The sequence below is a fragment of the Cryobacterium sp. RTC2.1 genome, from assembly GCF_035018685.1.
Lineage (GTDB): Bacteria > Actinomycetota > Actinomycetes > Actinomycetales > Microbacteriaceae > Cryobacterium > Cryobacterium glucosi.
In genome coordinates this window covers 24,397-38,585 of record NZ_JASJXJ010000002.1, presented here as the reverse complement: position 1 = coordinate 38,585, position 14,189 = coordinate 24,397, and the positions used below count along the sequence as shown (strand labels likewise).

The window sequence follows — 14,189 nt, the reverse complement described above, 5'->3', positions numbered from 1 at the left end:
CGAAGTGCCCGGCATTCCCCTCCGTGTGAATGTTCGCCTCCGCCGCTCGCCATTCCTGATCGGGATCAACGGAACCTGACCGGCTCTGACCGTCGTGCAGCGAGCCAGAGCACGTCGCGGCCAAAGGATTCGAGGAGCAGGACGAGCGCCAGCGCGACGAGCAGGGCATCAAGACCGGGGAGAAGCCGTGTCGCGGCCGTCGCCAGGGCGATGCCCTGCACGGCCGTGACGACCTTCCGCCAATACCGGGATGGCAGCTGCCGGCGGAGCCAGGGAAAGATCCACCCGGCGATGACGAAGAGGTACCGCATGGTGCCGATCGCGAGGACCCAGGTCCCCAGGTTCTTCGACACATAAACGCTCAGCACGAGCAACAGGAACGCATCGACTTCCATGTCGAACCGCGCGCCCAGCTCGCTCGTGGAGTTCGTGTGCCGCGCGACCCAGCCGTCGACGGCGTCCAGGACGAGGGCAGGCACGACGAGGGCCATCATCAGGGTGGTGGGAACCGGCGCGACGAACGATGCAACGACGATCCCGCTGATCATCCCGACGAGCGTCGACCGCACGGCCGTGACACGGTTTGCTGGTCCAAATCGTGTCGAGTTTCTGCTCCGTAGCCCGCGCACGAGCAGGGCATTCGACACGACCAGGTAGCTGAGGGCCACCAGCCAGCCGACAGCGGGCGCCCACGACCGGTCCCAGGACCCAGCGGCAAGGCCGAGGACCGTCGCGGCTGCCGTCCCCGCGATTGCTGAGGAAATCGGCGCGAATTGAACTCTGCGCATCCCTGTCTCGTTTCTTTGTTAACTCATCTGTTAAGACGGCACTCCGGCATAAATCGTTCACGAACGGGAGGGACTGTGGTCGAGTCATCCGCATTCTGGGTGGAGTCGCCCCACGTCGGGGTGCTCCGCCGGGAAACCGTGCCGAAACCCGGCGATGGAGAGGTGCTCGTAAGGACCCTCTACACCGGGGTCAGCCGAGGCACGGAGATTTCGGTCTTCAGCGGACACGTCCCGCAGAGCGAGTTCGACCGGATGCGTGCCCCCCACCAGGACGGTGAGCTTCCGGGCCCGGTCAAATACGGTTATCTGAATGTCGGCGTCGTAGACCAGGGACCCGAATCCCTCGAGGGCCGGATCGTGTTCACGCTGTTCCCCCACCAGTCAGCGTTCGTCGTCCCCGCCGATGCGGTCGTGCCGGTTCCCGCCGGGATACCGGCACGTCGCGCCGTGCTCACGGGCGCGGTCGAAACAGCTATCAATGTGCTCTGGGATGCTCGTCCACTTATCGGCGACCGGGTGTCCGTCATCGGCGCCGGCATGATCGGGTGTTGTGTCGCACGACTGCTCCGCGGCATCCCCGGGGTCGAGGTCACTCTGATCGACGTCAACCCGGCGCGCCAGGTGGTTGCGGATCGACTGGGCGTTGGTTTCGCCGACGTCGCGCGGCCGCCGGGTGACCGGGACATCGTAATCAACACGAGCGGTTCGGCCGCCGGGTTGCAGCTCGCCCTCGAAACAGTGGTCACCGACGGTGAGGTCCTCGAGGCGAGCTGGTACGGCGATCGCCCGGTCACGCTCATGCTGGGCGCCGATTTCCACTCGCGACGATTGACGATCCGGTCGAGCCAGGTCGGAGCGGTGGCGGCGAGTCGCCGGGGTAACCGGTCGAGGCGTGAACGCCTGGAGCTGGCCATGCGGCTCCTGCACGACCCGGCCTTCGACGCCGTGCTGACCGGTGAATCCTCGTGGCGCGACCTTCCCGAGGTGATGGCGAGCCTCGCCAGGGGGGCTCCGGAAGTCCTGTGTCACACCATCACGTGGGGAGAACCAAAATGACGTACACGGTCACGGTCCGCGATCATCTGATGATCGCCCACAGTCTCACGGGCGACGCCTTCGGTGCTGCCCAGCGACTCCACGGAGCCACATTCATCGTCGACGCGACCGTCGCGTCGGGCGGCCTCGACGCCAACGGTGTGGTCGTGGACATCGGCAGACTGGCGAGCGCGCTCGCGGAGATCACGGGGGCGCTCACGTATCGCAACCTCGACGAAGACCCGCGGTTCCGGGGCCGGAACACAACCACCGAAGTGCTCTGCACAGCGATCGCCGATCTGCTGGCCGAAGGGGTGAAGGCAGGGTCACTCGGCCCCGTTCAGCAGCTGGACTCCATCACGGTCACGCTTCATGAGTCACACATCGCGTGGGCAAGCTACACGAGGACGGCATGAGCATGTCCGCCGAACGTCGGGTCTCCTTCTTCGTGCCCGCAGCGATCGACGACCCCGCCAGGGTCAGCGGTGGCAACGTCTACGACCAGCACGTTCGCGACGGGCTCCGACGCAGCGGCTGGGAGGTGCACATGGTTCCGATCCCGCCGGATGACGGCATGCTCACGGGCCTGACCCTGTCGAGGCTGCCGGACGGTGCCCTCGCCCTGGTCGACGGCCTGATCGCCGCACGCGAATCGGTGGCATTGGGCCTCCAGGCCACCCGGCTCCGGTTGATCGTCCTCGCGCACATGGTCACGGCCGACAGCCGTGAACGAGACGCATTCCGGGCTGCGAAACGCATCATCGCCACGAGCGGATGGACCCGGTCTGAGATCATCACGCGTCACTCCCACGCGGCCCACGACGTCATCGTCGCTTACCCGGGAACGGATCCCGCCGCCACGACGAACGCTTCACCAGCAGGCGACCGGCTGCTCTGCATTGGCGTGGTTGCCCCGCACAAGGGCCAGGACCTGCTGATCGGCGCCTTGGCGCACCTCACCGACGTTGACGGCTGGACGTGCACCTTCGTCGGATCACTCGACGGTGCACCAGGTTTTGTCGACGAGCTGACGCGCGCCCGTCACCGGGCACGCCTCACCGCCAGGGCACCGTTCAGGGGTGCGCTGGTCGGAACACGGTTGGACAGCGCATACGCCAGGACCGACCTTGTCGTCGTGCCATCCCGGTACGAGAGCTTCGGAATGGTCGTCGCAGAGGCCCAGGCCCGCGGCATCCCCGTCCTGGCCTCCCGTATCGGTGGCATTCCGGAAGCGCTCTCGAACGAGTCGGCGGGGATCCTCGTCGCGCCGGAGGATCCGCGGGCGCTCGAGGTCGCGCTGCGCCACTGGTTAGCCAGTCCGGCACAGCGGTCGCAGCTCAAGGCAGCCGCCGTGGCGGCCAGCAGACGGGCCAGGCCGTGGAGTGCGACGGTAGCCGCCATTGCGTCAACGCTCATCGAGGTGGCATTCCGTGAAACGGCGGTTTCCCCATGACCGGCATTCCCCTGGTCAGTCCGGACTGGCTGGCGCTGCGTGAACCGGAGGACGCAGCTGCGCGCTCACGCGATCTTGCGCTCACCGCCGCCGCCAAAATCCCGGATGGACCGGTGATCGTTCACGATCTCGGCAGCGGGACCGGTTCGATGATGCGCTGGCTCGCTCCCCTCCTCCCCGGTCCGCAGACCTGGATCCTGCACGACTGGAATCCGGACCTGATCGAATCGGCCATCGGCAGGATGCGTCCGCGGGACGGGAACTCGGCAGCGATTTCCGTTCTCGCCCGACCGGGGAACCTCGCCGACCTGCGGGCATCCGACCTTGAGGGTGCGTCCCTCGTGACGGCATCCGCCCTGCTCGATGTGCTGACCTCCCACGAGACCCACACCATCGTGGACGCCTGCGTTGACGCCAGCTGCCCCGCTCTTCTCACCCTCAGCGTGACAGGCCGGGTTCGCCTGAGCCCACGGGACCACCTCGACGCGGCATTCGAGGAAGCCTTCAACGCACATCAACTTCGACTGGCAGACAATCGCAGGCAGCTCGGTCCGTATGGCGCGCCGATTGCGCGCGGACTGTTCACACAGGCCGGCTGGGAGGTGCGCCAGACCGCCACGGAATGGCTGCTCGACCACAGCAGGCACCGCCTGCTCCTCGACTGGTTCTGCGGATGGGTGGACGCCGCCGTCGAGCAGGATCCCCGGCTGGGCGCTGAGGCCGCGCGCTTCCGGCGACTTCGGATGTCCCAGATCCGATGCGGGGAGCTGGCAGCGCGCATCCGCCACGTCGACCTGCTGGCCTGGCCGCGCGGATGACCCACCGCAGCCGAGCCCTGATTCGCCAGGTCTTGCGGTCGGCGGGATTCCGCCGTGCCATCCGTCCGGTCCTCGGCGCCGGGGTCCTCATCAGCGTCATCGGGCAGGTGGGCACGGGCCCGTTCCTGCAGGGCATCGTCAGCCTGGACGGACCGACGATCGGCGCGGCGCTGCTTCTTTCGGCCGTTGCAACGGTGGCTGCCTCGTGGCGGTGGCAGCTCATCGCGACCCGCCTGGGAGTTCCGCTCCGCTTGTCGACCGCCGTCGGAATGTACTACCAGTCCCAGTTCTTGAACACGATCCTTCCGGGCGGAATCGTCGGGGACATCCGCCGGGCAGTCGACAGCGGCCCGCGCGGCACAAGCGTCAGGCCCGCCGCGCGCGCTGTCGCGGTCGAGCGCCTGTCGGGGCAGGTCGTGCAGCTCGGCCTGGCGCTGATAGTGCTGGCGTGCTTCGGAACCGAGTTCGAGGGCTACCTGCTGCCGGCGCTCGGGATCGGATTCGGCGTCGTCGTCGCCGGGCTTGCCGCGACGATAGCGCTGAGCACACGCGCCCATGCGGTGCTGCTCAGCGAGGCGCGCGAACTCCGGGCCGGCCTCGGATCACTGCGCACCTCCCTGCAGGTCGCGATCGCGTCGGTCATCGTCGTCGGCTGCCATGTCGCCACTCTCACGCTCGCAACTACGGCCGTTGGCGCGAGGATGCCGGGGCTGCGGATGCTCACTCTCGCTCTCGTCATCCTGCTCGGCGCCTCGATCCCGCTGAACATCGGCGGCTGGGGACCTCGCGAGGGCATCGCCGGCTGGGCATTCGCAGTTGCGGGATCGGGCGCGCCGGCGGGGGTGGCGGCATCCACCCTGTTCGGCGTGCTCACGATGCTCTCGATCACGCCGGGCGCGCTCGTCGCCGCCGCTGTCGCCGTTCGTCTGCGCCGACCGGAGTCCATTCTCGTTCCACACGCTCTCGACCAAGAGGAGACATCGTGACACTCACGCCATACGTCACCCTGAGCTGCGCCATCTCCCTCGACGGGTATCTCGACACAGCGCGTCCACCGCGGCTCACCCTGTCGAATGCAGCCGACCTCGATCGTGTTGACGCCGTGCGGGCAAGGAACGACGCAATCCTGGTCGGTGCACGAACCGTGCGAGCCGACAACCCGCGATTGCTGGTGAGGAGCGCTGCCTGCCAGAACCGTCGAGAGGCAGCCGGCCTGCCGCGCTCACCGTGGAAGGTCACGGTGACGGCAACGGGCGACCTCGATCCGAACGCGGCATTCTTCACATCCGGCGACACCACACGGCTCGTGTACTGCCCCGCACCGCTGGCCGGCGGCCTCCGGCGACGACTCGGACCCGCCGCCGTTGTCGTCGGTCTGGACGGTGGAGTGAGAATGGCCGACCTCGTCGCCGACCTGGGTCAGCGTGGGATCGGCACGCTCATGGTCGAGGGAGGAGCGATAGTCCACACGCAGTTTCTGGCGGCCGATCTTGTCGACGAGCTCCAGCTATGCGTGGCACCCTTCTTTGTCGGCTCAGCCGGGGGCGCCCGCTTCGTCGGCGACGCCCTGTTTCCCTGGACGAGTGACCGGCGGGCTCACCTCGCAGAAGCCAGGCCGATCGGTGACATGGTTCTGATGCGCTACGCGCTCTCAGATCGGTTCACCGAGCACGACGCGGAAGCCCACCCGGCTGTGATCACGGCGCCTCTCATGGTGGGAATGCGGTGAGCGCCAACCGTCCGCCGATGGTTCGACGACGGGTGGGTTTGGCCGCCGCCCTCGTCCTGGCATTCGTCTCTGTCCTCGCGCCTGGATGGATCAGCACGGGGTCGCTGCTGGCCCTGGTGCGCGTACCCCTGGAATCGGTCGTCGTCGTCCTGATCCTGGCGGGACTTCGGCGTCCGTTCCCGCGCCGGACCGTCTCGATCCTCGCCGCCACGGTCTTCGTCGCAACCATCGCTCTCGCGGCTCTCGATCGGGGGTTCAGAAGCACGGTCGGTCAGCCGTTCAACGTGGTGACCGGCTGGCCGGAGGTGCGGGACGCCTACGGTGTCCTCCGGGATTCTGCCGGCCCGGTCGCATCGGTCACACTGCTCATCCTGATGCCGCTATCGTTTTCGGCTGTCACTCTCATTCTCGCTGGTGCATTCCTTCGGATCACGGACGCAGTGGGTCGGCACCGCCGCCCCGCAGCGATCGGTGGCTTCGTGATCGCAGCGAGTTGGATCGCGCTCGGATTCAGCGGCGCCCAGGTCGTACCCGGCGAATCCGTCGCCGCTGCGGACACGATCCACACGGTCGTCGTGAAAGCCGAGCAGGTCAGGATCGCGGATGCCGACCAGGCCAGATTCGCACGCGCAAGCGCAACCGACGAATACGCCCGACTGCCGGCATCCTCTCTCCTCACCGGGCTGAAGGGAAAGGACGTCGTCGTCGCGTTCATCGAAAGCTATGGCCAGGTCGCCGTCCAGAACACGTTCTTTTCCGTCGGCGTCGACGACGTCCTGCGCAGGGGAAACGCGGAGCTCGCGGCCACGGGCTACCAGGAACGCAGCGCCTTTCTCACCTCGCCGACGTTCGGCGGAATCAGCTGGCTCGCCCACTCCACCCTGCAAACCGGGCTCTGGATCGACTCACAACAGAAATACGATCAGGTGACCGCCGGAAACCGGCTCACCCTCAGCAAGGCATTCGCCGGGGCGGGCTGGCACACCATCAGTGACGTGCCCTCCGACACCGGGTCGTGGCCGATCGGCCGATCGTTCTATCATTTCGGGACAGAACTCACCTCCCAGAACGTCGGATATCAGGGTCCTCCGTTCAGCTATGCCCTGATACCCGACCAGTACACCTGGGAATACTTCCAGAAGCACGAACTGGCCGGACCACACCGTCCGCTGATGGCGGAGATCGACCTGGTGTCCTCGCACACCCCGTGGACTCCCCTGCCCCACGAGGTGCCGTGGACCGCTGTCGGGGACGGCTCACTCTACGACCCCCAGCCGGACCAGGGACTGTCTCCGAGCGAGGTGTGGCAGAACCCGCATCTGGTACAGCAGCTCTACGGACAATCCGTTGAATACTCGCTCAGCACGCTCATCTCGTTCCTCACCACCTACGACAACCCGAACCTCGTCCTCGTCGTTCTCGGCGACCACCAACCGGCGACCGTGGTCAGTGGCGAAGGCGCGAACCACACCGTGCCGATCAGCATCATCTCCCGGGATCCCGAGGTCATGAGTCGGATCGCTTCCTGGCAGTGGCAACCGGGAATGCTGCCGGATCGCGCGGCACCCGAATGGCGGATGGACGAGTTCCGTGACCGGTTTTTCGCGGCATTTGAGTGACGACCTGTCCTCAATAGTGTGCTGGTCAGAGTAAGTTTCCACACACCTGAGCCATGCTCACAGAATGTCGGTGGTCGGTCGTAACGTGGGGGCATGACCAACCTCCCGGAGTCGCCCGCCTCACCCGAAAAGCCGCACGGCGACCGGGAGCATGACGACCCGGTGCTCGGCGGCGGAGTGCTCGGCGGCGGAGTGCTCGGCGGGTTGCGCTCGATGGCAAATGTCGTCACCGGGTTGGGCGGTTCGTCCGCCGCCGTCGACACGCTTAGTGACGAGGCGGTGCTCGAGGGACACGCACTGATCGCGAAAGCCCGGCGGGCCCTCGACACCCAGGCAGCATGGTTCGCAGCGACCCTGGCCCGCAGGTCCCGGCCCGACCTCGGCGGGAAGGGTCTTGCGGCCCGGAAGGGGTTCCGCTCCCCGGAGGACCTGCTGCAGTCGATCTCCGGGTCGAGCAAGGGCGATGCGGTCAAGCTCCTCGGGGTGGGCCGGCTGGTGGCCGAGATCGACGCCGCTGAGAAGGCCGCCCGCGACGCCGCCGAGGCCCAGAAGCTGCTCGACGGCACCCCGCCCCTCGACGGGGCCGCTCCAGATCTGCCGCCGGTCGACCAGCCGGTTCCGTCGGCAGCGGTACCACCGTGGCACGCCCCGATCGGCCGCGCCCTCGCCGAGGGCTGGCTCAGTGTCGAGAAGGCGGACGCGCTCCGGAAGGGCCTGGGCGATCTGGACCGGGCGATCACCGCGGAGAAACTCGCGACCGCCCTGGCCCGGCTCCTCACCGAAGCACGAACCCTGAACGCTGACCAGCTGTTCAAGCGCGCCCGAAGGGTACGGGACGTGCTCGATGAAGCCGGCATCGCCGCCCGCGAGAAAGCCGCCTACGACGACCGGTCCCTACGGTTCTGGCGACTCCACACGGGACAGGTGCGCATGGTCGGCCTGTTCGCACCCGAAGACGGCGAATACCTGATGAGTACCTACGACGCCATCACCAGCCCCCGCCGGGGCGGGGTCCGCTTCGTGGACAAGGAGCAGGCCGCGTGGGCGAAGCGCGTGCAGGACGACCCGTGCACCACCGAACAGCTCACCGCGGACGCGTTCCTGGCCCTGACCAAACTCGGCGTCAAAGCCGACCCCAAGCGCATCGCCGGAAGCCGAAGCCCCGCCGTCCGCATGATCACCATCCGCCCCAGGAGCACCACACCGACCAGCACCACACCGACGGGGACCGCATCCACCGGCACCGCACTCATCGGCGTCGCACCGCACGGGAACGCGCCGGTCCGGACCGCGTCGATCGAGACCGCAGCCGGCAGGACTGAACCGAGCTGGCCGACTCCCGACGCGGTGACCGGACCCACGTCCGATGCCGAGGCAGGCCGCAGAGACGAGGCACCCGCGCTCCAGCCGGGCGTGATCGAGGGAACCGCGGTTACGGTCTCCACCGAGACTCTAGAACGGAACCGGTGCGACACCGGACTCCTCGACGTCACCTTCGACGACCACGGCAGCGGCGTCGACCTCGGCCGCGAACAACGCACCTTCAGCCCCGCCCAACGCGACGCCCTCGCCCTTCGCGACGGCGGCTGCATGTGGCCCGGCTGCGACCGACCACCCTCCTGGACCGAAACCCACCACATCCAGCACTGGAAAGACGACACCGGCGCAACCAACCTCGCCGACGGGATCCTGCTCTGCCGGGCCGACCACCTCAGACTCCACAACGAACACTGGCGCATCACACGCGACGACACCGGCCACTACTGGCTCACACCACCCCCGGGACTCGACCCCGAACAGAGACCCATCGTCCTTACCAGCAAAAGCCCGATCCTCCGGGACGACGACTGAGTCGGCGAGGAAGATCGGCGGTGTAGCGGGGACGGCAGCGGCACCGACCGCCGAGTCTCCTTGTTCCGTACTAATGGTGTTCGAAACTGGACGTTTCGGACCCGGCAGTTCAGACATCGGCGCTTCAGACCTCACCGCTTCAGACCTCACCGCTTCAGACCTCACCGCTTCACACTTCACGGTTTCAGACCAACCGTCTTGCCCGCGGCGGGTCCGACCGCCGGATCCGCTCCTACTGGTGCGGGACCTCGGCGGTGTCCCGCAGCGGGGCGAACATCCGGTCGAAGACGTTGCGCCGGTCGAACTGCATCGCGTACTCGCGCGCACGGTCAGCCCAGTCCCTGCGCTCCTCCGCCGTGGTCTCGAGAATTGCGCGGTCGATCGCCTCGGCGATCGCCTGCGGGTCTTCGACGGGGATGATCAGGGCGTGGTCGCCCACGGCTTCGCCGATGCCACCGGTGACGGTGGTGATCACGGGACCGCCGCCGGCGAGCATCTTCTCGGCCAGTGCGATGCCGAACGTCTCCACGAACTCCGGCCGCGGCTTGCTCGGAAGCACGAAGGCGGCGCATCCGGCCATCAGGTACGGCTTCTCCGCATCGCCGACGTCGTCGAGGAACCGGATGCGATCGGCGAGCGGCGAGGCCGCGGCGATGGCCCGGAGTGCCTCGGACTGCGGGCCGCGGCCTGCGATCACGAGGATCTTGTCCTGGCTGGCTGCGCTGATCGCGTAACCGGCGATGAGATCGTCAACGCCCTTCGCCGCGGTGAGCCGGGAGAGGAACAGGATGTACCCGTCCCGTTCGAGGCCGCGGGCGGTGAGAACGTCGTCCGTCACGCTCTCGTCGAGGTGCAGGTAGGAGTCTGCGTCGATCGCCGGGTAGGAGATCGTGATCCGTTCGCGGCACTGGGCCGCGTAGCGGGTGCCGTGGTGCTGGTCGACGAGTTCGGCCTCGGTGATGATGAGCTGCCGGGTGTACTCGGACACAGCGACGCAGTAATCCTGGCTGAGATAGCTCGACAGGATGTGCGCAGCGGCGCCGAATCGTCCCTCGTTGACCGCGGTGCGCACGACATTCGTGACGTCCGAACCCACGGCTTCCGCGATCGTGGTCACGTTGACGGGCAGCCCGGTCCCCCAGGCAGCGCGCACGGCGTCGGAGACCGCGAGCGTGTGCGGCGTGAGGTAGAGCGAGAGGCAGACCGTGGGCACGCCATCGGTGAAGAGCTCGATCAGCCGGCCGGTGACCCCGGCGAGGTGGCGCCCGTCGAGCACCTTGTAGTCCCCGACCGGTGCGGGGCGGTCGACGAAGATCCCGGGACTGTATGGCAGCACGGAATCGAGCGGTTTGAGCGGCAGTCCGGAGGCCTGGAGCTTGTCGATCGGCCACGTCACGATGCGCACCTCGTCGAAGCCGCGCTCGAGCGCGGTCTCAGCGAGATTACGCGCTTCGACGGAGTGGCCGCAGATGACCGGATCGGCCCGGACCACGATGACAAGCCGGTTCTCAACAGAATTCATGGTGTCTCTCCCGTGGATCGTGACGCTCGTGATGGTGACAAGGATGATGGCGTCGAGGGTGGGAAGTCCGTCGTTCCCCAGCTGCCCGGCTCAGGCCCCAACTCCACGACGAGTTCGCCACCGGCGTGGAATTCATTTCCACTGAGCCAGGTGCGCCCGAGCGGTTCCCCGTTGAATTCCATAGCCTGCACATACTGTACGGGTCCGCCCGGTGTCGGTTCAATGAATCCACGAGTACGGATGGTGAACGAGTGCTTACCGACAGAAAACGTCGACTTCTCGAAGGAGGGTGCGTTGACGAGGAAGATGTTCTGGCCGGCCACCGGGAACAGCCCGAGTGACGCCCAGACGAACCAGGAACTGAGCCCGCCGGAGTCGTCGTTTCCTGGCAGCCCTCCCCGGCCGGTGCCGAACTGCTGATGCACGATGTTGTGCACGATCTCGGCCGTGCGGTCCGGCCGGCCCACGTAATGGTACGACCACGGCGCTTCCATGTCGGGCTCGTTGTTGAGTCCCTCGAATCGGCCGAGTCGGTAGCCGGCGATGACTTCCTCCGGGCCGGAGCCCCGGACGAGCTGCTTCACCGGCTCGGCGCCGTAGCCGAAGAACTCGTCGAGCTGGGCGATGAACCGCTCGGCCCCTCCACTCAGAGCGATGCGGGCATCCATGTCCTGAACCAGCCGGAACGAGTAGTTGTGCCGGGTGCCCTCATAGTACGTGGAGTCCTTCAGGAGACCGGTGACCGGGTCGTACGCATTCACCCAGCGTTCAGCGAGGGCGACGAACTGCTCGACGAGGGCCCTGTCGCCGACGTGCCCGGCGACCTTCGCGGTGCACCAGTATCCGAATGCCAGGTCGAGGGTGTGGCTGATCGGATGCGCCTCCCCGTGAACCAGGAACTCCTCGCCGTAGGTGCGGCGCAGGTCGTCGGACATGTGCACGAGGGCCCAGTCCCAGTCGATTCCGGGGAGGCCGAGCTGGCACAGGTCGGCGAGGAAGGTATGGGCGAGAGCACTCGCCTGCCGTGAGAAACGGTCGCTTCCGCGGGCCATCCGGTACCCGATGGGGAAGTTGCCCTCCTCCTCCGAGATGGTGATCATCGCGTTCGCGAGCTCGACCGCTCGTTCCGGCATCAGCGCAGTGATCAGGGGAAGCTGGGTGCGGTAGATGTCCCACATGGTGCTGATGTCGAAGACGAACGGTCCGTCCGTCGGCCAGAACGGGCTCTCCGAGGGGGCCAGGCAGGGCTTGATCAGGGCGTGGTAGAGCGCCGTCGAGAACACCGTCTGGCGAGCGGCAGACGGTGTCCTGACCGTGATGCCCTTGAGCTTTTTGCGCCAGACCTTCTGGGTCCGCTCCCGGCGGGGCGTGAACTGCGCCGGTCCGGTTCCGCAATCCGCCTCGAGGTTGCGCTTGGCCTGGTCGACGCCCCGCAGGGAGAATCCGATCCGCAGCTCGATCGTCTGGCCCTCCTCGCTCGGACCGGCCCACATCAGGCCGAACGGGCGCAAGGTCGTCGGGCGGATGTGGTCGAAGTCGAGCCGGGTCCCACCCGGCATCAGGCGTCTGTCGTACCAGAGCATCTGACGCCACTGGGGGTTGTCGCACTCGATGTACACCGAAAGAGGGGCGCCCTCCACCACGATCTCCCCGCTGGCGACTCCGGGCTCGAGGCACTCGAGATGGGCCCGCACCGGGATCGTGGCGCCGTACGGAATCGACAGGCCACCGTGCGAGAAGTCGATGACCACCCGCGCCTTGGAATGTGCCGGAAAGGTATACCGGTGCACCGCACTCTTCGGCCCGACGGTGAGCTCTGCGGTGATGCCGGAGTCGAGGGTTCCTGAATACCAGCCCGGCTCGGCTTGTTCGTCGGTCAGCTCCCAGGTCCGACCGAGCACGTCGAGTGGTTCGATCATCGGCGTGACGCGGAAGTAGTTGTAGTACTTTCGGATGGCGCCGGTACCGGACTGCTGGAAGTGCGCGAATCCCGAAGCGAGGTGACGCTCGTGCAGGAGGGGCGGGATGCCCTCGAGAGAGAGGTCGTACCGGCCGTACCCTGTCGGATAGGCCCCCGAATACGCGCAGGCCGATACCATCCCGAGCGGGTAGGTAGCGCCCGGGTGCGTGTTCCCGATTTGAGGCTTCGGCCACCACCAGGTGGCGGCGAGGCCGGTCTGGGGAGGAAGGTCCGTAACCTCGGTGCCGATAAACGGGTCAACGCGACCGATCATGCAGTATCTCCTCTGAATGCCTTCCTCGGAGAGTAGCCGCTGCACTGCGTCGAAGATGACGCGACTCCGTTACCGCGAGGTAAATTCTCGCGCCGCCGCTACCGTTGAAGGATGACCACCCCAGAGCCCGAGGGCGCAGACCTGACGCCGAGCTACATCGAACCCGGACAGCCCTTCGATCGCGACACCCACTACATCGAGGACCGCATCACCCGGGACGCCCGTGACGGCTGGCCCGTCGAGCCCGGCCGGTACCGTCTCGTGGCCGCGCGGGCGTGCCCGTGGGCGAACCGGACCGCGATCGTCCGGCGCCTGCTCGGGCTGGAGGCGGTCATCTCACTGGGCCTGCCGGGACCGACGCACGACAGGAACAGCTGGACCTTCGACCTCGACCCCGGCGCCGTTGACCCGGTGCTCGGCATTGAACGGCTTCAGCAGGCCTATTTCGCGAGATTCCCGGACTACCCGCGCGGCATCACCGTTCCCGCGATCGTGGACATTCCGAGCGGACGGGTCGTCACCAACAACTACCCGCAGATCACGATCGACTTCGAAACCGAATGGGTGGAGTATCACCGTGAGGGTGCTCCCGATCTGTATCCGGTCGAGCATCGCGCCGAGATCGACGAGGTCGCCGACCTGGTCTTCCACGACGTCAACAACGGCGTCTACAAGTGCGGCTTCGCCGGCAGCCAGAAGTCCTACGAGCGGGCATACGACGCCCTCTTCGCCCGCCTGGACTGGCTCGAGGAGCGCCTCGCGACCCAGCGCTTCCTTGTCGGCGACACGATCACCGAGGCCGACATCCGGCTCTTCACGACGCTCGCACGGTTCGACGCCGTGTATCACGGCCACTTCAAGTGCAACCGCAACAAGCTCAGCGAGATGCCCGTCCTGTGGGCATACGCGAGGGACCTCTTCCAGACGCCGGGTTTCGGCGACACGATCGACTTCGAACAGATCAAGCGGCACTACTACGTCACCCACAGCGACATCAATCCGAGCGGCATCGTCCCGAAGGGGCCGGATGCCCGTGGCTGGCTCGAACCGTCTGGTCGCGACGCCCTGGGCGGGCGTCCGTTCGGCGACGGCACCCCGCCGGGGTCTCCCCTGCCGGCAGAGCGGGTGCCGGCGCTCTGA

The 14,189-nt window shown here is 67.0% G+C and carries 12 protein-coding genes; 9 read left to right on the top strand and 3 right to left on the bottom strand.

Going from position 1 to position 14,189, the window contains the following annotated elements:
- Window positions 1-65: 65 nt before the first annotated feature.
- Window positions 66-788 (bottom strand): CDP-alcohol phosphatidyltransferase family protein, encoded by a 723-nt coding sequence (locus tag QN357_RS00525; protein ID WP_134448708.1) that lies wholly within the window; start codon window positions 786-788, stop codon window positions 66-68.
- Window positions 789-863: 75 nt separating this feature from the next.
- On the opposite strand from QN357_RS00525, the gene QN357_RS00520 reads away from it, so the two are divergent.
- The 8 genes from QN357_RS00520 to QN357_RS00485 all read left to right on the top strand — a co-directional run bounded on the left by QN357_RS00520 (window position 864) and on the right by QN357_RS00485 (window position 9,293).
- On the top strand, window positions 864-1,844 hold the full coding sequence (locus tag QN357_RS00520) for a dehydrogenase (RefSeq protein WP_322140818.1): 981 nt from the start codon (window positions 864-866) through the stop codon (window positions 1,842-1,844).
- Window positions 1,841-2,239, top strand: a complete 399-nt coding sequence (locus tag QN357_RS00515; RefSeq protein WP_134448710.1) for a 6-pyruvoyl trahydropterin synthase family protein — start codon at window positions 1,841-1,843, stop codon at window positions 2,237-2,239. The genes QN357_RS00520 and QN357_RS00515 overlap by 4 nt, the downstream gene beginning before the upstream one ends.
- 2 nt (window positions 2,240-2,241) lie before the next feature.
- Window positions 2,242-3,276, top strand: a complete 1,035-nt coding sequence (locus QN357_RS00510) for a glycosyltransferase family 4 protein (RefSeq protein WP_166791015.1) — start codon at window positions 2,242-2,244, stop codon at window positions 3,274-3,276.
- Window positions 3,273-4,094: an SAM-dependent methyltransferase gene (locus QN357_RS00505; protein WP_134448712.1), complete on the top strand. Its 822-nt coding sequence runs from the start codon at window positions 3,273-3,275 to the stop codon at window positions 4,092-4,094. Before QN357_RS00510 ends, QN357_RS00505 begins: the two co-directional genes overlap by 4 nt.
- The gene (locus QN357_RS00500; RefSeq protein ID WP_322135795.1) at window positions 4,091-5,080 is read left to right on the top strand and encodes a lysylphosphatidylglycerol synthase transmembrane domain-containing protein; all 990 of its coding nucleotides are present in this window, start codon (window positions 4,091-4,093) and stop codon (window positions 5,078-5,080) included. Before QN357_RS00505 ends, QN357_RS00500 begins: the two co-directional genes overlap by 4 nt.
- Complete coding sequence (locus tag QN357_RS00495; RefSeq protein WP_322135794.1) at window positions 5,077-5,823, top strand: RibD family protein; 747 nt, start codon at window positions 5,077-5,079, stop codon at window positions 5,821-5,823. The genes QN357_RS00500 and QN357_RS00495 overlap by 4 nt, the downstream gene beginning before the upstream one ends.
- The gene (locus QN357_RS00490) at window positions 5,820-7,442 is read left to right on the top strand and encodes a CDP-alcohol phosphatidyltransferase (protein ID WP_322135793.1); all 1,623 of its coding nucleotides are present in this window, start codon (window positions 5,820-5,822) and stop codon (window positions 7,440-7,442) included. The genes QN357_RS00495 and QN357_RS00490 overlap by 4 nt, the downstream gene beginning before the upstream one ends.
- A 93-nt stretch (window positions 7,443-7,535) precedes the next feature.
- Complete coding sequence (locus QN357_RS00485) at window positions 7,536-9,293, top strand: HNH endonuclease signature motif containing protein (protein WP_322135792.1); 1,758 nt, start codon at window positions 7,536-7,538, stop codon at window positions 9,291-9,293.
- A gap of 232 nt (window positions 9,294-9,525) precedes the next feature.
- Here the strand turns inward: QN357_RS00485 and QN357_RS00480 are convergent, their stop codons facing one another.
- Together QN357_RS00480 and QN357_RS00475 are read right to left on the bottom strand one after the other, a co-directional pair.
- Window positions 9,526-10,815: a glycosyltransferase gene (locus tag QN357_RS00480; RefSeq protein WP_134561145.1), complete on the bottom strand. Its 1,290-nt coding sequence runs from the start codon at window positions 10,813-10,815 to the stop codon at window positions 9,526-9,528.
- A complete protein-coding gene (locus QN357_RS00475) occupies window positions 10,812-13,049 on the bottom strand; it encodes a glycoside hydrolase domain-containing protein (protein WP_134560099.1) in 2,238 nt (745 codons plus the stop codon). The genes QN357_RS00480 and QN357_RS00475 overlap by 4 nt, the downstream gene beginning before the upstream one ends.
- Before the next feature lie 111 nt (window positions 13,050-13,160).
- Here QN357_RS00475 and QN357_RS00470 point away from each other — a divergent pair, with 111 nt between their 5' ends.
- Window positions 13,161-14,189, top strand: coding sequence for a glutathione S-transferase family protein (locus QN357_RS00470; RefSeq protein ID WP_322135790.1), 1,029 nt, complete (start codon window positions 13,161-13,163; stop codon window positions 14,187-14,189).